We start from the raw sequence: 18,334 nt of genomic DNA, 5'->3' as shown, positions 1-18,334 counted from the left end.
GACGGGGAGGCCCGGCCGACTCAGAGCAGCCCGTTGCCGGATCCCGTCGCGCCTGCCAGCCAGACGATCGCGAGCAGTGTGTCGATCGCGCCCAGGACGACGGCGACCAGGGCCGGGACCGGGCGGGAGCCCGCCCAGCTGCGGCCCATGGCCAGCCAGCCGCAGACGATCGCCGCGGGGCCGAGGACGATCCCCAGCGCGAAGAATCCGGCGACCGCGCAGACGAGGCCGATGATGCCGAGCGTCGCGCGATCCGGCCCGGACTGTGACCCCGTGCGGCCACTCGAACGGGGGTACCTGCGGGCGCCGTTTCCGAAGCCGGCCATCGTCAACTCCCTGGATTCCGGGGCTGTTCGATGCTCGGGTACCCGCGACACGGGGACTATGCCCCGCAGTTGCCGGGCAGTCGGCGCGCTGTCCCCCTCCGGCAGCGCGCCGCGGCCCTGACCGCCCTGCCATCCGGAGGGCATGACTAACTGTGACCTGCGGCGTGTGCCGGATGCGAGGAACCTTTAGCGTTGTCACCCTGATAGGGGAATTTCGTTGACATCCCGTCAGGTTCGACCGGTCGGCGGTAAGCGCCTCAGATGTGGCCCACCCCGGCGCCCGCGTCCGCGTTCTCCCCACGCTTGGTGAAAAGCGCGACGACGACGGCGACGACCGCGACCCCGGACGCCACCAGGGACGCCAGGCTCATGCCGGAGATGAACGTGTCGTGGGCGACGTCGGCGATCTTCGCGGCGATCGCCTCGGGGGTGCCCTTGGCCACCGGGGCCGCGCCGACCTGAACCGCCTCCGACGCCTGGTCCAGTTGGGCGGGGGTGAGCTCGGGCAGGCCCGCGCCCTTCCAGTTGACCGGTAGGTCGCTGTCGACCTTGGAGGCCATCACGGCGCCGAGCACCGCCGTGCCGAGGCTGCCGCCGATCTGCATGGCCGCCTGCTGGAGACCGCCCGCCACGCCCGACAGCTCCATCGGCGCGTTGCCGACGATGACCTCGGTCGCGCCGACCATGACCGGCGCGAGGCCGAGGCCCAGCAGCGCGAACCAGACGGACATGACGCCGCTGCCGGTGTCCGTCTCCAGCGTGGACATGCCGTACATGGCGATCGCGGTGGCCGCCATGCCGCCGGCCAGCGGGATGCGCGGGCCGAGCTTGGTGATCAGCGCGCCGGCGAGCGGGGAGCCGACGATCATCATGCCGGTGAGCGGAAGGAGGTGCAGGCCCGCGTCGATGGGGCTCATGCCGTGCACGTTCTGGAGGTAGAACGTCACGAAGAACAGGCCGCCCAGGAAGGCGATGGCCATCAGGACCATCAGGACCACGCCCGCCGACAGCGGGACCGAGCGGAACAGCCCGAGCGGGATCAGCGGTTCGCGGACCTTCGTCTCCCAGTAGGCGAAGACGGCGAACAGCACCGCGGAGCCGAGCACGAACGCCCAGGTCGCCCCGTCGCCCCAACCCCAGGCCGGAGCCTTGATCAGGGCCCAGACCAGGCAGAACATCGCACCCGAGAGCAGGGCGATGCCGAGGACGTCGAAGGAGCGGGGGGCGTTCTCGGCGCGGTGGTCCAGCAGGATCAGCACGCCCAGGACCAGGGCGAGGCAGCCGACCGGCACGTTGATGAAGAACACCGACTGCCAGTTCACGTGCTCGACGAGGACGCCGCCGAGGATCGGGCCGCCCGCGGTGGACGCGCCGATGACCATGCCCCACAGGCCGATGGCCATGTTGAGCTTCTCCGCCGGGAAGGTCGCGCGCAGCAGACCGAGCGCGGCGGGCATCAGCAGGGCGCCGAACACGCCCTGGAAGACGCGGAAGACGACGACCAGAGCGATGCTGTCGGACAGGCCGATCGCGCCGGAGGCGGCGGCGAAGCCGACCACGCCTATGAGGAACGTCTGCCGGTGGCCGAAGCGGTCCCCGAGCTTGCCCGCGGTGATCAGGGAGACGGCGAGGGCCAGGAAGTAGGCGTTGGTGATCCACTGGACCTCGGCGAAGGTGGCGCCCAGGTCGCTGGCGATGGCCGGGTTGGCGATGGCCACGATGGTGCCGTCGAGGGCCACCATCATGACGCCGACGGCGACGGTGAGCAGAGTGAACCACGGGTGGCCGCGCAGCCCCTCGGCACGCGGTCCCTCCGACGGGCCTGCCGGCGTCCTGCCCTCCGGCCCCGTCGAGTCGATGGCGGTCTGACTAGTCATGTGTTCGAGGCTAGTGACAGCCGCTGACAATTGACAAACGAGTTCACAAGTCGGTAACTGACACGTATGCACACACTGCGCGAACGCAAGAAGCAGCGCACCCGGGACGCGCTGCTGCGGGCCGCCGTGGAGCTGTTCACCTCCCAGGGCTACGACAGGACGACGGTCGACGAGATCGCCGAGGCCGTCGACGTCTCCCAGCGCACCTTCTTCCGCTACTTCGCCGGCAAGGACGAGGCCGCGCTCGGCCTGGTGGAGATGACGGTGGCCCGGTTCGTCGAGGCGGTGCGCGCCCGCCCGCCGCACGAGGCGCCGATGCGGGCGCTGCGGCAGGCCGTCGTCGACGGCTGGTACTCGATCAACGAGGTCGTCGAGTCCGTCGTGCCGGTCGAGCTCTACCTGCGCATGTACCGGGTGATCGAGGCGACGCCGGTGCTGCTCGCCGCGCATCTGAGGCGCTCGGCGGAGGTGGAGGAGGACCTGGCCCGGGTGATCGCCGAGCGCGAGGGGCTGGACGTGGACGCCGACCCGCGGCCGCGCCTGGCGGTGGCCGTGTTCAGCGGGGTGATGCGGGCGGCGGAGCGCCAGTGGTCCGCGGGCGAGGACGTCGGCCCGGAGGGGATCCGGCTGCTCACCGCGCGGTGTCTCGACGGGGTGGGACCCGCGCTGCTGGGCGAGTGGCGTGAGTTGGAAGCGGGCCGCGGGGCCGGAAGCGCCTCACAGGCCTGAAGAGGATCATGACCATCTCTGCGCCACTTGAAACGTGATACGCGTCACTTGGTTCACCCGAGACCCTCCCGTTCTCCTAGTGTGTCCTTACAGTGACTTCCTTCGACACATCCCCGCAGCTCAGCGTCTGGCGCGCACTGGCCGCTCTGGCCGTGGTGTTCGTGATGCTGACGACCACCGGCTGGACCGCCCTGCACCAGCACCGGGGCACCACCGCCCTGCAGGACTCGCGCACGGCGTGGGAGCACGGCCGGGTCGACGGCCGGCGGCTGCCGGACCTCGACTCCGCCCCCGCCCGGCTCTCCCGCTTCTTCGCCGCGCTGACCACGCCGCAGCGCAGCGCACTCGCGCACGACTACCCGCTCGCGGTGGGCAACATGAACGGCGCCCCCGCCGAGCTGCGCTACCGCGCCAACCGCCTCGCCCTGCTCCAGCAGATCCGGCTGGAGCGCAGACGGCTGCACGACAGCCGGCTCACCCTCGCCGGGCAGCGGCTGGCCGACCGGCGCATGCACCGCTACGAGGCGTTGAGCACCCCCGACCGGCAGATCCTCGCCTTCGACCCGGAAGGCTCCGGCCGCGCCGCAGAGGTGTTCGGCAGTCTCGACGAGGCCGAGCGGATCTCCGTGGTCGTCCCCGGCGTCGACACCGACCTGCTCACCTTCCAGCGCACCAACCGCAGGTATGCGGCGCCGGTCGGCATGGCGCAGGCCCTCTACGCGGCCGAGCACGAGGCGAGCCCCTCGACGCGCACGGCCGTGATCGCCTGGGCCGACTACACCTCGCCCGACGGTCTGGGCATCGACTCCGCCACCGCGATGCGCGCCGTGAACGGCGCCGCCCGGCTGAACTCTCTGCTCGGCGCCCTGCCGGGCCGCACGCCGGTGTCGATGTTCTGCCACAGCTACGGCTCCGTGGTGTGCGGGGTCGCCGCGCGCGCCATGCCGGAGCGGGTCACCGACATCGCGGTGGCCGGCAGCCCCGGAATGCGCGTGGACAAGGCGGCCCAGCTGGGCACCGGCGCCCGGGTGTGGGCGATGCGGGACGCCGACGACTGGATCCAGGACGTGCCGCACCTGGAGGTCGGCGGCCTGGGGCACGGCGAGGACCCGATGGCGCGGGCGTTCGGCGCACGGGTGCTGTCCGCACGGGAGGCCGAGGGCCACGCAGGCTACTTCGAACCGGGCACGGACAGCCTGCGCAACTTCGCCGAGATCGGCACCGGCGCATACCGCTCGGTGGAGTGCGCCCACGATGATGACGCCTGCACGGCGGGTTTGTCCGACACGACAGAGGCTGGACGCGCGTAGAGACGCAGGAATTGCGGGTGCGCGCGGGGAGGGGACGAAGAATGGGTGTCCCGCATACGATGAGCCGCATGGGTGACGTACTGGCCGGATTTCATGCCGCCTGGGAGTTCGAGTCCGACTCCGTCCTCATCCGCTACGAACGGGGGCTTCGCACGCCGAAGCTGCTCTCGGCGCTCGGGGAGCGCCGGATCCCGCTGTCGGCCATCGACCGGGTGACGCTGACCCCCGGCAAGCGGGGGACGGTCGTCCTGCGCGCCGAGCCCCGACCGGGAGCCGATCCGCTGATGGACGCGGCCGCCGGTCAGCTGAGGGAGGGGAGCGACCCCTACCGGCTGGTGCTGCCCGCCGAGCGCGAGACGCTCGCCGAGTACTACGCCGACGAGCTGCGCTCGCGGCTGACCGGGTCCGGGCCGGCCGAACGGTTCCTGGTGGACGCGCCCGAGGCGCCGCTGTCGTTCAAGGCGTACGACGGCAAGGCCTCGTTCGACGGGCGGACGGTGCGCTTCCGGTGGTTCTGGACGGGGGCGTCGTCCGCGAAGTGGAAGGCCGGCGACCAGAGCTTCGCCGTCTCCGAGCTCAGCGGGATCGAGTGGCGCTCGCCGGAGGTGTTCGAAGGACACCTCCGGCTGATCAACGGACACGACGCGCCGGCCCAGCCCGACCAGGATCCGGCGACCGTCGTCTTCGGGCTCGGCTACGGACCCGTGCACGAGTCGCTGCCGTTCGCGGCGGCGGTGCTGGCGGCGGTCCGCGGACGCGGCGCCTCGGCGGCCGTCCCCGCCACGACCGTGCCGCGGCGGGATCCGGCCGACATCGCCGACCGGATCCGCCACCTCGGGGAGCTGCACCAGGCCGGGCTGGTGACCGACGAGGAGTTCTCCGTCAAGAAGGCCGAGCTGCTGGCCGAACTGTAGGAGCGCGACGGGGCGGGGGCGTCACTCGCGTCCGGCGGAGGCGAACCGCATGTCCGCGTAGCGGTCGCCGGCCACCTTCGCCGAGATCGGCTCCAGCAGGTCCAGTTCCTCGTCGCTCAGCACGATCGCCGTCGCCGCCGTGTTCTCCTCCACCCGGCCCGGCTTGCGGGTGCCCGGAATCGGGATCACCGGCAGGCCGTGCACCGCGCTCCGCTGCTGCACCCAGGCCAGGGCGATCTGGCCGGGCGAGGCGTCGTGGGCCTCGGCCACCGCGCGGACCGGCTCCAGCAGCGCCGCGTTGGCGGCCGCGTTCTCGCCGGTGAACCGGGGCTGCTGACGGCGGAAGTCGTCGGCGGTGAGGTCCGTCGCGGCGTCGGCGAAGGAGCCGGTGAGGAAGCCCCGGCCGAGCGGGGAGTACGGCACCAGGCTCACGCCGAGCTCGCGGGCGGCCGGCACCACGTGCGCCTCGATGTCCCGGCTGAACAGCGACCACTCCGACTGCACGGCGGCGATGGGGTGGACGCCGTGCGCCGCGCGCAGTTCGGCGGCCGTCACCTCGCTCAGGCCGAGCTGCTTGACCTTGCCCTCGCGCACCAGGTCGGCCATCACGCCGACGGTGTCCTCGATCGGCACGTCCACATCGCGCCGGTGCATGTAGTACAGGTCGATGACGTCGACGTCCAGGCGCCGCAGGCTCGCCTCGACGGCCTGGCGGATGTAGGGCGCGTCGTTGCGGATGATCCGCCGCGAGGGGTCCTCCGGGGGTATCGCCAGGGCGAACTTGGTGGCGATCACGACCTCGTCGCGGTGCGCCTTGAAGAACGGGGAGAGGAACTTCTCGTTCTCGCCCGCGCCGTAGGCGTCGGCCGTGTCGTAGAGCGTGACGCCCAGCTCCAGGGCCCGTTCCAGGGTGGCGCGGGACGCCTCGGCGTCCGTGGGGCCGTACGCGAAGCTCATGCCCATGCAGCCGAGGCCCTGGACACCGACCTCGGGACCGTTCTCGCCGAGTCGTGCCGTCGGGATCGTGCTGGAGGTCATCGGGCGGTCCTTTCCGCTGCGGGGAGCAGCGGTTCGTGGGTCTGGGTCTGGGTCTGGGGCTGGGCTTGAGGCCGCGATGGAGACTGGGGCCGGGGCTGGGGCTCGGCCTCGTGCAGACGGGTCTCGTAGGCCCGGGCGCGGGTGGCGTCCCCGTAGAAGGTGATCTTCCGGTCCAGCACGGCGAGCGTGTCCTGGAGTTCGGCGATCCGGGCCCGGACGTCGCGCCGGGTGTTCTCCAGCAGCTCGTACCGGTCGCCGAACGTGTGGTCGCCCTCGCGGACCAGCTCGGCGTAGCGCACCATGTCGGCGACCGGCATGCCGGTCAGCCGCAGCTTCCCGACGAGGTCGAGCCAGTCCAGGTCGCGGTTGCTGTAGCGGCGCTGGCCGGTGTGCGAGCGGTCGATGTGGGACATCAGCCCGATCCGCTCGTACCAGCGCAGGGTGTGGGCCGTCAGGCCGGTGAAGGCGACGACCTCGCTGATCGTGTAGCTGTCCTGCCCGTCGGGGCGGGGGTGCCGCGGCGGGGGCGCGGAGCAGACGTCCGCGGGGGTGGGGCTCTGCTCGATGGTCACGGGCGTGGTCTGCAACACCGTCATGACCACCACGCTATGGCCTTCGAGTGCGCTCCAAGCAAGCGGATACGGTAAGAAAACCGGGGGACGCGGCTCGATCGCGCCGGTTAGCGTGCCGGGCATGAGTGCCGTACGCCGGGCCCTGCCCGAGGATGCCGCGGAAGTGCTGCGGCTGCGCCAGGTGATGATCGACTCGCTGTCCTCCGGCGGCGGTTCCGGCGGCGGTTCCGCCGACTGGCACGCCGAGTCGCTGCCCACGCTGCGCCGACGTCTGTCCGAGCCGGACGGGGGCTTCGCCGCCTTCGTCGTCGACCATCCGGAGCGGGCCGGGGCGTTGGCCGCGCTGGTCGCCGGGACGATCGAGTACCGCATCGGGCGGGCCGGCGACCCGCACGGGGCCGTCGGGTACGTCTTCTCCGTCGCCACGGACCCCGACGCGCGCCGCCGGGGGTACGCGCGCGCCTGCATGGACGAGCTGCTGGCGTGGTTCCGGGCGCGGGGCGTCGCGCGGATCCAGCTCACCGCGTCCGCGGACGCGGCGCCCCTCTACGCCTCGCTGGGCTTCCGGCCCAAGCCGGACCCCTTGATGGAGCTGCTGATGTGAGCCGCATAGGGTCGTCGGCATGTCGTTGAAGAGTCTCGCGCTGATCGAGAACTGGCCGGTTCCCTCCGCCGCCGCGGGCGTCGTGCGGGCCGACGGCACGGTCCTGGGCGTCCGGGGTCCCGTCGACCGGCGCTTCGCGCTGGCCTCGGTCACCAAGCCGCTCGCCGCGTACGCCGCCCTCGTCGCGTACGAGGAGGGCGCGGTGGAGCTGGACGAGCCCGCGGGGCCGCCCGGGTCCACGGTCCGTCATCTCCTCGCGCACACCTCCGGGCTCGCCTTCGACGAGCACCGGACGACGGCCGCGCCCGGCGAGCGCCGCCTCTACTCCAACGCCGGGTTCGAGCAGCTCGGCGACCACATCGCGAAGGCGACGGACATCCCCTTCGCGGAGTACCTGCGCCAGGCGGTCCTGGAGCCGCTCGGGATGACGGCGACGTCCCTCGACGGCTCTCCCGCCAAGGACGGCGTCTCGACGGTCGAGGACCTGCTGCGGTTCGCGGCCGAGGTCCAGGCGCCGCGGCTGCTGGATCCGCGGACGGTGGCGGCGGCGATGACCGTGCAGTACCCGGGAACGAAGGGCGTCCTGCCCGGCTACGGGCACCAGAACCCCAACGACTGGGGGCTGGGCTTCGAGATCCGCGACGCCAAGTCGCCGCACTGGACCGGGAGTTCGTCGTCCCCGCGCACGTTCGGGCACTTCGGTCAGTCCGGCACGTTCCTGTGGGTGGACCCCGACGCGGGCGTCGCGGCCGTCGCGCTCGCCGACCGCGCCTTCGGACCGTGGGCGGCCGAGGCCTGGCCGCCGTTCACGGACGCGGTGCTGGCGGAGATCGGCTGACCGGTCGGCTCCCGGCCGGTCAGTTCCCACAGCAGCACCTCCGCCGCCGCCGTCCTCCCCACCGCCTCCAGGTCCCTGGCGTCCGTGACGCGCGCCGCGTCCCCGGGCGCCAGCTCGTCGTCTCCCAGGCGGACCTCGCCGCGCACCACGTGCACGTAGACCTGGGGGGCGTCCGGCACCGCCGTGCGCTCCCCGGCGCCCAGTCGCCGTACGTGCAGCATCGCGCCCGCCCGCGGGACGGCGTACGGGGTGGAGTCGGCGATGCCCCGGACGATCTCGTAGGACGGGTCGCCGCCCGGGTCCAGCGGGGCCAGCCACATCTGGACGAAGGTCAGGGGCGTGCCGGCGTCGTTGCGTTCCACGTGCCGCACCCCGCCGGCCGAGCTGAGCCGCTGCACGTCCCCGGGACGCACGCGGGTCTCGTGCCCGGCCGAGTCGCGGTGGGTCAGCTCGCCCTCGACGACCCAGGTCACGATCTCGGTGTGGCTGTGGGGGTGCTCGTCGAACCCGGCGCCCGGGGCGAGGCGCTCCTCGTTGCAGGCGATGAGCGGGCCGAAGCGCAGGTTGCCGGGGTCGTAGTGGGGGCCGAAGGAGAACGCGTGCCACGACTCGATGCCTGCGGCCGGGTCTCCGCCTCGGTAGCGCGCGTCGGCGCGCCGTACGTCCATCACGGCACCCACGGTAGACCCGCGCCGACCCTGGCGCGGGGGCCCGGCCCGCGGCGGTCCCGGTGTCCGGCGGGAACGGCGACGACCCACCGGCGCGAGCAGGCGCGGCGATAAGGCAGTCTTGTCCACGTGCCCGAACCAGAAACGAGTCGCCCCCAGCCCGCGGTCGCCGTCCACTCCCACCCCGCCACGCTGAAGCGGCTGGAGAAGTCCTCCGGAAGCCTCGCCGCCCAGGCCATCGCGCGGATGGACGAGACGCTGCCGTGGTACCGGGCGATGCCCCCGGAGAACCGTTCCTGGATCGGACTGGTCGCCCAGGCGGGCATCGCCGCCTTCACCGAGTGGTTCCGGCGCCCGGACGCCCCGCAGGCCATCTCCACCGACGTGTTCGGCACGGCCCCGCGCGAGCTGACGCGGGCCATCACGCTGCGGCAGACCGTCGAGATGGTGCGGACGACGATCGAGGTCATGGAGTCCGCGATCGACGAGGTCGCGGCCCCCGGCGACGAGAACGTGCTGCGTGAGGCGCTCCTGGTGTACGCCCGGGAGATCGCCTTCGCCACCGCCCAGGTCTACGCCCAGGCCGCCGAGGCACGCGGCGCCTGGGACGCCCGGCTGGAGTCGCTCGTCGTGAACGCCGTGCTGAGCGGCGAGGCCGACGAGGGGGCCGTGAGCCGGGCCGCCGCGCTCGGCTGGAACTCGCCGGAACATGTGTGCGTCGTCCTGGGCACCGCCCCGGACGGCGACTCGGAGCTGACCGTGGAGGCCATCCGGCGGGCCTCGCGGCACTCCAAGCTCCAGGTGCTGACCGGAGTGCTCGGAACCCGGCTGGTGGTGATCGCCGGCGGCAGCGACAACCCGCTCGCCGTCGCCAAGTCGCTGATCGGGCCGTTCGCCGCGGGACCCGTCGTGGCCGGACCCGTCGTGCCCGACCTGCTGGCCGCGACCCGGTCCGCACAGGCCGCCGCGGCCGGCCTCAAGGCCTGTTCCGCCTGGCAGGACGCACCCCGCCCGGTGCTGGCGGACGATCTGCTGCCGGAGCGCGCCATGGCCGGTGATCCCGGTGCGCGCGAGCAGTTGGTGGAGGAGATCTACAGACCGCTGGAGGAGGCCGGGTCGGCGCTCCTGGAGACGCTCTCCGTATACCTCGAACAGGCGTCCAGCCTCGAAGGGGCGGCCCGAATGCTCTTCGTGCACCCGAACACCGTGCGCTACCGGCTCCGACGTGTGACTGACGTCACCGGCTGGTCGCCTTCGGATGTACGCTCCGCGTTCACGCTCCGGATCGCGCTGATCCTGGGGCGTCTGGCCGACGGAGATCCTCAGACCTAGCCTTTTGTCGGAGCTCCACAAAACCCCCTGCCGTTCTTCGTCCCTGTCCCCACGGGCGGCTTCGGCCGTCCCCAAGAGAGAGTGTGAGAGTGCTCGTACTCGTCGCTCCCGGCCAGGGCGCCCAGACGCCCGGCTTCCTGACTCCTTGGCTCGAACTGCCCGGCGCCGCCGCCCGCGTCGCCGCGTGGTCGGACGCCATCGGCCTGGACCTCGCCCACTACGGCACGCAGGCCGACGCGGACGAGATCCGCGACACCGCGGTGGCCCAGCCGCTGCTGGTCGCCGCCGGAATCCTGTCCGCCACGGCGCTCGGCGACGCGTCCGCCGCCGCGGTCGCGGGTCACAGCGTCGGCGAGTTCACCGCCGCCGCCCTGGCCGGCGTCCTGGACGACACCGTCGCGCTGGGCCTCGTGCGCAAGCGCGGCCTGGCCATGGCCGAGGCCGCCGCCGTCACCGAGACCGGCATGTCCGCGCTGCTCGGCGGGGACCCCGAGGTCTCCGTGGCGCATCTGGAGAAGCTGGGGCTGACCCCGGCGAACATCAACGGCGCGGGCCAGATCGTGGCCGCGGGCACGCTGGAGCAGCTCGCCGCGCTGGCCGAGGACAAGCCCGAAGGCGTCCGCAAGGTCGTCCCGCTCAAGGTCGCCGGCGCCTTCCACACCCGGCACATGGCGCCCGCCGTCGAGACCCTGGCCAAGGCGGCCGCGGAGCTCGCCCCGGCCGACCCGACGGTCCGCTACGTCTCCAACAAGGACGGACGGGCCGTCGCCACCGGCGCCGAGATCCTGGACCGGCTGGTCGGCCAGGTCGCCAACCCGGTCCGTTGGGACCTGTGCATGGAGACCTTCAAGGAGCTCGGCGTGACCGCGCTCGTCGAGGTCTCCCCCGGCGGCACCCTGGTCGGTCTCGCCAAGCGCGCCCTGCCCGGTGTGAAGACGCTGGCGCTGAAGACCCCCGACGACCTCGACGCCGCTCGCGAGCTCATCGCCGAGCACGGCGTCGTCTGAGGAGCCCTGATGGCGAAGATCCGGCCCAGCAAGGGCTCCCCCTACGCACGCATCCTCGGGGTCGGCGGCTACCGGCCCACCCGGGTCGTGCCCAACGAGGTCATCCTGGAGACGATCGACTCGTCCGACGAGTGGATCCGTTCCCGTTCCGGCATCGAGACCCGGCACTGGGCGAACGACGAGGAGACCGTCGCCGCCATGTCGGTCGAGGCGTCCGGCAAGGCGATCGCCGACGCCGGGATCACCGCCGAGCAGATCGGCGCGGTGGTCGTCTCGACCGTCTCGCACTTCAAGCAGACGCCGGCCGTGGCCACCGAGATCGCCGACAAGCTCGGCACGGACAAGGCCGCCGCGTTCGACATCTCGGCCGGCTGCGCGGGCTTCGGCTACGGCCTGACCCTCGCCAAGGGCATGGTGGTGGAAGGTTCCGCCGAGTACGTGCTCGTCATCGGCGTCGAGCGGCTGTCCGACCTGACCGACCTGGAGGACCGCACCACGGCCTTCCTGTTCGGCGACGGCGCGGGCGCGGTCGTGGTCGGCCCCTCCAAGGAGCCGGCGATCGGCCCGACGGTCTGGGGCTCCGAGGGCGACAAGTCGGAGACCATCAAGCAGACCGTGCCGTGGACGGAGTACGACAGCTCCGGCAAGTTCCCCGCGATCACGCAGGAGGGCCAGGCGGTCTTCCGCTGGGCCGTGTTCGAGATGGCGAAGGTCGCCAAGGAGGCGCTGGACGCCGCCGGCGTCACCGCCGACGAACTCGACGTCTTCATCCCGCACCAGGCCAACGAGCGCATCATCGACTCGATGGTGAAGACTCTCAAGCTGCCGGAGTCCGTCACGGTCGCCCGTGACGTGCGCACCACCGGCAACACCTCGGCCGCCTCGATCCCGCTCGCGATGGAGCGGCTTCTGGCGACCGGCGAGGCGAAGAGCGGCGACACCGCGCTCGTCATCGGATTCGGGGCGGGTCTCGTCTACGCCGCCACTGTCGTTACCCTCCCCTAGGCACTCCGTGCCGGATCATCCGGTCCGGCACGGGACACACCCAATGCCACACCCTCTGGATATCTACGAAGGAGCGCCAACATGGCCGCCACTCAGGAAGAGATCGTCGCCGGTCTCGCAGACATCGTGAACGAGATCGCCGGCATCCCGGTTGAGGACGTCCAGCTGGACAAGTCCTTCACCGACGACCTGGACGTCGACTCGCTGTCCATGGTCGAGGTCGTCGTCGCCGCCGAAGAGCGCTTCGACGTCAAGATCCCGGACGAGGACGTCAAGAACCTCAAGACGGTCGGCGACGCGACCGACTACATCCTCAAGAACCAGGGCTGATCCCACCCGGTCCCCTGGACCGGACTGCCCCGCCACCCGGCGGTGGCGCCGTTCTCCCCGCTGAGGCGGGGGTAGTCCTCCTCGCAACGTTGGAGAAAGAATCCGTGAGCCCGACCAATCGCACCGTGGTCGTCACCGGTATCGGCGCAACCACACCGCTGGGTGGCGACGCAGCCTCTACCTGGGAGGGTCTCGTCGCCGGCAAGTCCGGCGTCAAGGCCCTGCAGGAGGAGTGGGCGGCCGACCAGGCCGTCCGTATCGCGGCCCGCGTCGCGGTGGAGCCTCTCGAGGTCATCCCGCGGCCGCAGGCCCGCAAGCTGGACCGTTCGGCGCAGTTCGCGCTGATCGCGGCCCAGGAGGCCTGGAAGGACGCCGGCTTCTCCGGCAAGGCCGGCGAGGAAGGCAGCGAGGGCGACGTCGAGCCCGATCGTCTGGGCGCGGTCATCGCCTCCGGCATCGGCGGCGTGACCACCCTCCTCGACCAGTACGACGTCCTGAAGGACAAGGGCGTGCGACGGGTCTCCCCGCACACCGTCCCCATGCTGATGCCCAACAGCCCCTCCGCCAACGTGGGTCTGCTGGTGGGCGCCCGCGCGGGCGTGCACACGCCGGTCTCGGCGTGCGCGTCGGGCGCGGAGGCCATCGGCTACGCCATCGAGATGATCCGCACCGGCCGCGCCGACATCGTCGTCGCCGGCGGCACGGAGGCGGCGATCCACCCGCTGCCCATCGCCGCGTTCGGCAACATGATGGCGATGTCCAAGAACAACGAGGACCCGCAGGGCGCCTCGCGCCCCTACGACGTGGCCCGCGACGGCTTCGTCATGGGCGAGGGCGCCGGCGTGATCGTCCTGGAGTCCGCCGAGCACGCGGCCGCGCGCGGGGCCCGCGTCTACGCCGAGGCCGTCGGGCAGGGCATCTCCGCCGACAGCCACGACATCGTGCAGCCGGAGCCGGAGGGCCGCGGCATCTCGCACGCCCTGCAGAACCTGCTGGACAACACCGACCTGGACCCGGCCGAGATCGTGCACGTCAACGCGCACGCCACCTCGACGCCGGCCGGCGACATCGCCGAACTGAAGGCGCTGCGCAAGGTCTTCGGCGAGGACGCGGACCACATGGCGGTCTCGGCGACCAAGTCGATGACCGGTCACCTGCTGGGCGGCGCGGGCGGCGTCGAGTCCGTCGCGACGGTCCTCGCGCTGTACCACCGGGTCGCTCCGCCGACCATCAACGTCGAGAACATCGACCCCGAGGCCGAGGCGAACGCGGACGTCGTGCGCGGCGAGGCCCGCAAGCTGCCCGTGGAGGGCCGTATCGCCGCCCTGAACGACTCGTTCGGGTTCGGCGGCCACAACGTGGTCCTGGCGTTCCGTACGGTCTGAGACGTGCCCGTACGCGCTCGCGTACACCACTGAAGGGGCCCCGCCTTCGAAAGGCGGGGCCCCTTCGGGCTGTCCGGACGCGCGGCCCCTGCGGGGAGGCGTGACGCCGACCGGTTCCCGGGCCGGTCTCAGACCACCTGGTGCAGCCAGCGCACCGGGGCGCCCTCGCCCGCGTGGCGGAAGGGCTCCAGTTCGTCGTCCCACGGCTTGCCGAGGAGCTTGGAGAGTTCGCCCTCCAGTTCCGTCTCGCCGCGGCGGCTGCGCAGCAGGGCCGCGCGCAGGCGGTCCTCCGGGATCAGGATGTCGCCGTGGATGCCGGTGACGGCGTGGAAGATGCCGAGGTCGGGGGTGCAGCTGTAGCGCTCGCCCTCGGCGGTGGCGCAGGGCTCGGAGGTGACCTCGAAGCGCAGCAGATGCCAGCCTCTCAGCGCCGACGCCAGCTTGGACGCCGTGCCGGCCTCGCCCTTCCAGGAGAACTCCGAGCGCCAGGTGCCGGGCGCGGCGGGCTGCCGGATCCAGTCGAGGCCGACGCGCGCGCCGAGCACCCCGGCGACGGCCCACTCGACGTGCGGGCACAGCGCGCGCGGCGCGGAGTGCACGTACAGAACTCCACGTGTCGTCACCGGGACCTCCGGGCAGAGCGGGACAGTCTTGCTGGCTGGCAATGGCGGCGGTGGCAGGCAGCCGCGTTGATGGCGAGGCTACCGTGCGGCGGCGCAAGGAGTGTGACGTACCGTCGGTCCCGATGCCCTGAAACCTCCGCCATTCACCCGGCAGGACGCCTGTACGGGTGGGAAGCGTTCCATCTTGTGGGTGTGATGTGCCCGGGAACTCCCGTGCGTTGTCCTAGGGGGAGCGTTGTTCGAAGAGTGAGGGGAACACCAGCGGATGCGGAAGCGAAACCGGCACGTGCGGGCCGTGCTCGCGGGCACGACGGCGGCTGTCCTGGGCCTGGCGGGCTGTGACGCCCTGGGCGGCGGCGACGGATCGGGGCCGTCGGGCTCGCAGGCGCGCCACGGGAAGCCCTCCGCTTCGCCGGCCCCGCTGTGGGACCCCAGCCCGTCGTCGCTCGCGGCGGTGGGCGACTCCATCACGCGCGGGTTCGACGCCTGTACGGTGCTCGCGGACTGTCCGGAGGTGTCCTGGGCGACCGGCGGCAGCACCGACGTGAAGAGTCTCGCGGTCCGGCTGCTGGGCCCGGCCAGGGCGGCCACGCACAGCTGGAACCACGCGGCGACCGGGGCGCGCATGGCGGACCTGCCGGCCCAGATGGCGCAGGCGGCGCTGGACAAGCCGCAGTTGGTCACGGTGATGGCGGGGGCCAACGACGCGTGCCGCGCCTCGACGGCCGCGATGACGCCGGTGGCCGACTTCCGCGCGCAGTTCGAGGACGCGCTGCGCACGCTGCGCCGGGCGCTGCCGAAGACGCAGGTGTACGTGTCGAGCGTGCCGAACCTGAAGCGGCTGTGGTCGCAGGGGCGGACGAACGCGCTGGGCAAGCAGATCTGGAAGCTGGGCATCTGCCCGTCGATGCTGGGCGACGCGGACGCGCTGGACTCGGCGGCGACCCTGCGGCGGGACACCGTGCAGAAACGGGTGGAGGACTACAACGCGGTGCTGAAGGGCGTCTGCGCGAAGGACGTGCGGTGCCGGTTCGACGGGGGCGCGGTGTACGACTTCCGGTTCGGCACCGACCAGCTGAGCCACTGGGACTGGTTCCACCCCAGCAGGGACGGGCAGGCGCGGCTCGCGGAGCTGGCCTATCGAGGAGTCACCGGGAAGACCTCGTGACTTAGGGTTTCGCCCATGAGCGAACACTTCGGAACACTTTCCGACGGCACCCCGGTGCACCGCTGGACCCTGGAGCGGGCGGGCACGCGGGTGCGGGTTCTGTCGTACGGCGGGATCGTGCAGTCCGTCGAGGTCCCCGGCCGGGACGGCCACGCGGCGGACGTGGTGCTCGGTTTCGCGGACCTGGAGGGCTACCTCGCCCATCCGGAGCCCTACCTCGGCGCGTTGGTCGGGCGGTACGCCAACCGGATCGCGCAGGCCCGCTTCCCGCTGGACGGGGTGACCTACGCGCTGGAGCCCAACGACGCGCCCAACTCCCTGCACGGCGGGCCGGGCGGGTTCGACAAGCGGGTGTGGGACGTGGAGCCGGTCGAACACGGGCTGCGGCTCAGCCGGGTCGCCGCACACGGCGAGGAGGGCTTCCCGGGGCGCCTGCAGGTGACGGCCACGTACACGCTGGACGCGTCGGGGGCGCTGCGGTTCGCCTACCGTGCCGTCACCGACGCGCCGACGGTGGTGAACCTGACCAACCACAGTTACTTCAACCTCGGCGGACCCGGCAGCGGCGGCGCGGGCGGCCACGAGCTGCGGCTGGCCGCCTCCCGGTACACGCCGGTGAACGCCGACCGGGTCCCGACGGGCGAGCTCGCGCCGGTGGCCGACGGCCCCTTCGACTTCCGCACGGCCCGCAAGATCGGCGCCGGCTACGACCACAACTTCGTGCTCGACAAGGGCGTCACGGACACGCCGGCCGAGGTCGCCGAGCTGCACGACCCGGCGTCCGGGCGGGTCCTGACGGTGTCGACGACCGAGCCGGGGCTGCAGCTGTACACCGCCGACCACCTGGGCGAGCCGTTCGTGCCCGGCGAGGGCGTCGCGCTGGAGACCCAGCACTTCCCGGACTCCCCGAACCGGCCGGAGTTCCCGAGCACCGTGCTGCGGCCGGGCGAGGTCTACCGGTCGCAGACGGTGTACGGCTTCTCGGTCCGCTAGGACGATGTTGCCCCGGCCCAGGGGTCAGGTCCCGGGCCGGGGCTGTTCACGGGGCGACGGCCGCGCCGGGTCGGGCGGCCGTGCCGATCACACGTTAATCGTCGCGGTGATCCGGCGGTCGGCGATCGAGCGGCCCACCTGGATTTCGTACGAACCTTTCACAAAGGACCACCGGTGGTCCGCCTCGTCCCCCACCTCGAAGGAACGGGCGGGGATCTGCACGGCGACCTCGGCGCTCTCCCCCGGCCCCGCTTCGACGACGGCGGAGCCGGCCAGCCGGCGGGCGGGACGCTCGGGCGCCGCCGACGTCCCGGTCGGGGCCGGACAGACCTGGACGACCTCCCGGCCGGCCCGCTGCCGGGCGGCCATGTGCACACGCCGGTGCCGCAGTTCGCGGCCGGCAACGCCGACCCCGCGACCGGGTCGGTGACCGATCCGCAGTTCGTGCAGTGCGTGCGCAACCGGCTGGGCATCGTCGCCCGGGTGCGGGCGATCCGACGGCGGCGCTCGGGGCGACGGAGCGGGCCCGGGGCTGACGCCGGGGCCGCGAGGCGGGGGCCGGCGCTCTCGTCGAGGCCCTTGCGGGCTCCCCGGCGCGCGCCTCCGTCACGAGGCGGCGTTCTCCTCCTCGGCCGCCTCGGCCGTATCCCCCTCGCAGATCTCCTCGCCGAGCAGCTCACGGGCCAGCAGCGTGGCGCCCGCGACCGCGCCGGGCATCAGGAACACCGCGACGAAGGGCACCAGGAAGGCCAGGCCCAGAGGGGTGCCGAAGCCCCACACCAGCGTCCGGCGGGCGCGCAGCAGGGCGAGCCGGGCGCGCAGGTCGACGTCCCGGCGCTGGAGGGAGACGGCGACGAGTTCCTCGGTGAGGAAGAAGCCGGTGACGAAGAACCCCATCACCGGGACGACCGTCTGGCCGACGACCGGGACGAACCCGAGGGCGAACAGCAGCACCGCCCACACCAGGGCGCGCAGGAGGATGCGCAGGCTGTCACGGGCGGAGACCCACAGCTCGCGCCAGAGCGGCAGACCCGACTCCGGAGTCGTGCCGTCGGGCGAGACGTCCCGGTCGACCTTCTCGGAGAGGCTCTCGTAGAAGGGCTGCCCGATGAGCAGGGTGACCGCCGTGAAGGTGAGCACGGCGAGGAGGAGGCCGAGGGCGAACAGCACGGCGGTGAGGAAGCCGCGGAAGAGACCGGCCCAGGGGGTGGACCAGTCGTCGGCGAACGGCGTCGCCCAGCCCACGAAGTCCTCGCCCCACACCGCGAGCGCCACCAGCGCCGCCGCGTAGAGGACGAGCGTCAGCAGCCCGGGGACCAGCCCGAACCCGTACTGCCTGCCGTGCCGGGCCACCCATCGCTGGCCCTTCAGGAGGTATGTGAACCCCACCCCGAGATCGCGCATGGCCGAACTCTATCGGTCGTGCTCATTTCAGGCCGCCACCCCGTGCGCGCTGCCCCCGGCCGCGCGGGCGCGCACTCTCCGTCGGGCGGCGGCCGGGCCGGGGTCGGCGGCCTCGTAGGCCATCCGGGGCATCGACGACACCGACGCCCTCTTCTCGCAGTTGAGTCGAACGGGTACACCTCGCCGTACCGATCTCCGGAAGCAACGATCC

General features: G+C 72.4%; 18 protein-coding genes and 2 pseudogenes. 12 read left to right on the top strand and 8 right to left on the bottom strand.

Features of this window, described 5'->3' with window-relative positions:
* Nucleotides 1-20: 20 nt before the first annotated feature.
* Both ACFVYK_RS10940 and ACFVYK_RS10935 read right to left on the bottom strand, forming a co-directional pair.
* Nucleotides 21-326 (bottom strand): small hydrophobic protein, encoded by a 306-nt coding sequence (locus ACFVYK_RS10940; protein ID WP_389771406.1) that lies wholly within the window; start codon nucleotides 324-326, stop codon nucleotides 21-23.
* 257 nt (nucleotides 327-583) lie between these two features.
* The gene (locus tag ACFVYK_RS10935) at nucleotides 584-2,203 is read right to left on the bottom strand and encodes an MFS transporter (RefSeq protein WP_389771403.1); all 1,620 of its coding nucleotides are present in this window, start codon (nucleotides 2,201-2,203) and stop codon (nucleotides 584-586) included.
* Between the two features lie 66 nt (nucleotides 2,204-2,269).
* Here ACFVYK_RS10935 and ACFVYK_RS10930 point away from each other — a divergent pair, with 66 nt between their 5' ends.
* The 3 genes from ACFVYK_RS10930 to ACFVYK_RS10920 all read left to right on the top strand — a co-directional run bounded on the left by ACFVYK_RS10930 (nucleotide 2,270) and on the right by ACFVYK_RS10920 (nucleotide 5,156).
* Complete coding sequence (locus ACFVYK_RS10930; protein WP_389771400.1) at nucleotides 2,270-2,932, top strand: TetR family transcriptional regulator; 663 nt, start codon at nucleotides 2,270-2,272, stop codon at nucleotides 2,930-2,932.
* A 92-nt stretch (nucleotides 2,933-3,024) separates the two neighbouring features.
* Nucleotides 3,025-4,242, top strand: a complete 1,218-nt coding sequence (locus ACFVYK_RS10925) for an alpha/beta hydrolase (protein ID WP_389771397.1) — start codon at nucleotides 3,025-3,027, stop codon at nucleotides 4,240-4,242.
* 68 nt (nucleotides 4,243-4,310) lie between these two features.
* Nucleotides 4,311-5,156 (top strand): DUF4429 domain-containing protein, encoded by an 846-nt coding sequence (locus tag ACFVYK_RS10920; protein ID WP_389771394.1) that lies wholly within the window; start codon nucleotides 4,311-4,313, stop codon nucleotides 5,154-5,156.
* Between the two features lie 21 nt (nucleotides 5,157-5,177).
* Here ACFVYK_RS10920 and ACFVYK_RS10915 read toward each other — a convergent pair whose 3' ends face one another.
* Both ACFVYK_RS10915 and ACFVYK_RS10910 read right to left on the bottom strand, forming a co-directional pair.
* Nucleotides 5,178-6,194 (bottom strand): aldo/keto reductase, encoded by a 1,017-nt coding sequence (locus ACFVYK_RS10915; protein ID WP_389771392.1) that lies wholly within the window; start codon nucleotides 6,192-6,194, stop codon nucleotides 5,178-5,180.
* 122 nt (nucleotides 6,195-6,316) lie between these two features.
* Nucleotides 6,317-6,790, bottom strand: a pseudogene (locus ACFVYK_RS10910) (MerR family transcriptional regulator); the annotation flags it as partial.
* A 97-nt stretch (nucleotides 6,791-6,887) separates the two neighbouring features.
* Between ACFVYK_RS10910 and ACFVYK_RS10905 the strand changes: the two are divergent.
* Both ACFVYK_RS10905 and ACFVYK_RS10900 read left to right on the top strand, forming a co-directional pair.
* Nucleotides 6,888-7,370: a GNAT family N-acetyltransferase gene (locus ACFVYK_RS10905; RefSeq protein WP_389771389.1), complete on the top strand. Its 483-nt coding sequence runs from the start codon at nucleotides 6,888-6,890 to the stop codon at nucleotides 7,368-7,370.
* A 19-nt stretch (nucleotides 7,371-7,389) separates the two neighbouring features.
* Nucleotides 7,390-8,208 carry a serine hydrolase domain-containing protein gene (locus ACFVYK_RS10900; protein WP_389771387.1) on the top strand — a complete coding sequence of 273 codons (819 nt, stop codon included), beginning with the start codon at nucleotides 7,390-7,392 and terminating at the stop codon, nucleotides 8,206-8,208.
* Between the two features lie 17 nt (nucleotides 8,209-8,225).
* On the opposite strand, the pseudogene ACFVYK_RS10895 reads toward ACFVYK_RS10900, so the two are convergent.
* Nucleotides 8,226-8,876: pseudogene (locus ACFVYK_RS10895) on the bottom strand (pirin family protein); the annotation flags it as partial.
* Between the two features lie 129 nt (nucleotides 8,877-9,005).
* Between ACFVYK_RS10895 and fasR the strand changes: the two are divergent.
* The 5 genes from fasR (at nucleotide 9,006) to ACFVYK_RS10870 (ending at nucleotide 13,935) form a co-directional block, all read left to right on the top strand.
* Nucleotides 9,006-10,208, top strand: a complete 1,203-nt coding sequence (fasR, locus tag ACFVYK_RS10890; protein ID WP_389771384.1) for a fatty acid biosynthesis transcriptional regulator FasR — start codon at nucleotides 9,006-9,008, stop codon at nucleotides 10,206-10,208.
* Nucleotides 10,209-10,297: 89 nt separating this feature from the next.
* Nucleotides 10,298-11,215 carry an ACP S-malonyltransferase gene (locus ACFVYK_RS10885; protein WP_389771382.1) on the top strand — a complete coding sequence of 306 codons (918 nt, stop codon included), beginning with the start codon at nucleotides 10,298-10,300 and terminating at the stop codon, nucleotides 11,213-11,215.
* Nucleotides 11,216-11,224: 9 nt separating this feature from the next.
* Nucleotides 11,225-12,220: a ketoacyl-ACP synthase III gene (locus ACFVYK_RS10880; protein ID WP_389771379.1), complete on the top strand. Its 996-nt coding sequence runs from the start codon at nucleotides 11,225-11,227 to the stop codon at nucleotides 12,218-12,220.
* Nucleotides 12,221-12,301: 81 nt separating this feature from the next.
* A complete protein-coding gene (locus ACFVYK_RS10875) occupies nucleotides 12,302-12,550 on the top strand; it encodes an acyl carrier protein (protein WP_019067091.1) in 249 nt (82 codons plus the stop codon).
* A gap of 104 nt (nucleotides 12,551-12,654) precedes the next feature.
* Complete coding sequence (locus tag ACFVYK_RS10870; protein ID WP_389771375.1) at nucleotides 12,655-13,935, top strand: beta-ketoacyl-[acyl-carrier-protein] synthase family protein; 1,281 nt, start codon at nucleotides 12,655-12,657, stop codon at nucleotides 13,933-13,935.
* Nucleotides 13,936-14,063: 128 nt separating this feature from the next.
* On the opposite strand, the gene ACFVYK_RS10865 is transcribed toward ACFVYK_RS10870, so the two are convergent.
* Nucleotides 14,064-14,558: a DUF3145 domain-containing protein gene (locus ACFVYK_RS10865; protein WP_389771373.1), complete on the bottom strand. Its 495-nt coding sequence runs from the start codon at nucleotides 14,556-14,558 to the stop codon at nucleotides 14,064-14,066.
* 265 nt (nucleotides 14,559-14,823) lie between these two features.
* On the opposite strand from ACFVYK_RS10865, the gene ACFVYK_RS10860 reads away from it, so the two are divergent.
* Complete coding sequence (locus tag ACFVYK_RS10860; RefSeq protein ID WP_389771370.1) at nucleotides 14,824-15,726, top strand: SGNH/GDSL hydrolase family protein; 903 nt, start codon at nucleotides 14,824-14,826, stop codon at nucleotides 15,724-15,726.
* Nucleotides 15,727-15,741: 15 nt separating this feature from the next.
* The gene (locus tag ACFVYK_RS10855) at nucleotides 15,742-16,719 is read left to right on the top strand and encodes an aldose epimerase family protein (RefSeq protein WP_389771367.1); all 978 of its coding nucleotides are present in this window, start codon (nucleotides 15,742-15,744) and stop codon (nucleotides 16,717-16,719) included.
* An 87-nt stretch (nucleotides 16,720-16,806) separates the two neighbouring features.
* On the opposite strand, the gene ACFVYK_RS10850 is transcribed toward ACFVYK_RS10855, so the two are convergent.
* Both ACFVYK_RS10850 and ACFVYK_RS10845 read right to left on the bottom strand, forming a co-directional pair.
* Nucleotides 16,807-17,088, bottom strand: a complete 282-nt coding sequence (locus ACFVYK_RS10850; RefSeq protein WP_389771364.1) for a fibronectin type III-like domain-contianing protein — start codon at nucleotides 17,086-17,088, stop codon at nucleotides 16,807-16,809.
* Nucleotides 17,089-17,325: 237 nt separating this feature from the next.
* Nucleotides 17,326-18,123, bottom strand: coding sequence for an EI24 domain-containing protein (locus ACFVYK_RS10845; protein WP_389771361.1), 798 nt, complete (start codon nucleotides 18,121-18,123; stop codon nucleotides 17,326-17,328).
* Nucleotides 18,124-18,334: the final 211 nt, after the last annotated feature.

The sequence above is a fragment of the Streptomyces sp. NPDC058291 genome (assembly GCF_042880855.1).
Taxonomy (GTDB): Bacteria; Actinomycetota; Actinomycetes; order Streptomycetales; family Streptomycetaceae; genus Streptomyces.
Note: the sequence above shows the minus strand (reverse complement) of the source record. Positions and strands in the feature narration are given on the sequence as shown.

Bases quoted from the DNA above. Each gene is read 5' to 3' on its own strand.
- ACFVYK_RS10930 (WP_389771400.1), top strand. From the start codon at position 2,270: ATGCACACACTGCGCGAACGCAAGAAGCAGCGCACCCGGGACGCGCTG.
- ACFVYK_RS10920 (WP_389771394.1), top strand. From the start codon at position 4,311: ATGGGTGACGTACTGGCCGGATTTCATGCCGCCTGGGAGTTCGAGTCC.
- ACFVYK_RS10915 (WP_389771392.1), bottom strand. From the start codon at position 6,194: ATGACCTCCAGCACGATCCCGACGGCACGACTCGGCGAGAACGGTCCC.
- ACFVYK_RS10845 (WP_389771361.1), bottom strand. From the start codon at position 18,123: ATGCGCGATCTCGGGGTGGGGTTCACATACCTCCTGAAGGGCCAGCGA.
- ACFVYK_RS10900 (WP_389771387.1), top strand. From the start codon at position 7,390: ATGTCGTTGAAGAGTCTCGCGCTGATCGAGAACTGGCCGGTTCCCTCC.
- ACFVYK_RS10935 (WP_389771403.1), bottom strand. From the start codon at position 2,203: ATGACTAGTCAGACCGCCATCGACTCGACGGGGCCGGAGGGCAGGACG.
- ACFVYK_RS10850 (WP_389771364.1), bottom strand. From the start codon at position 17,088: ATGGCCGCCCGGCAGCGGGCCGGCCGGGAGGTCGTCCAGGTCTGTCCG.
- ACFVYK_RS10905 (WP_389771389.1), top strand. From the start codon at position 6,888: ATGAGTGCCGTACGCCGGGCCCTGCCCGAGGATGCCGCGGAAGTGCTG.
- ACFVYK_RS10855 (WP_389771367.1), top strand. From the start codon at position 15,742: ATGAGCGAACACTTCGGAACACTTTCCGACGGCACCCCGGTGCACCGC.
- ACFVYK_RS10940 (WP_389771406.1), bottom strand. From the start codon at position 326: ATGGCCGGCTTCGGAAACGGCGCCCGCAGGTACCCCCGTTCGAGTGGC.
- ACFVYK_RS10860 (WP_389771370.1), top strand. From the start codon at position 14,824: ATGCGGAAGCGAAACCGGCACGTGCGGGCCGTGCTCGCGGGCACGACG.
- ACFVYK_RS10880 (WP_389771379.1), top strand. From the start codon at position 11,225: ATGGCGAAGATCCGGCCCAGCAAGGGCTCCCCCTACGCACGCATCCTC.
- ACFVYK_RS10875 (WP_019067091.1), top strand. From the start codon at position 12,302: ATGGCCGCCACTCAGGAAGAGATCGTCGCCGGTCTCGCAGACATCGTG.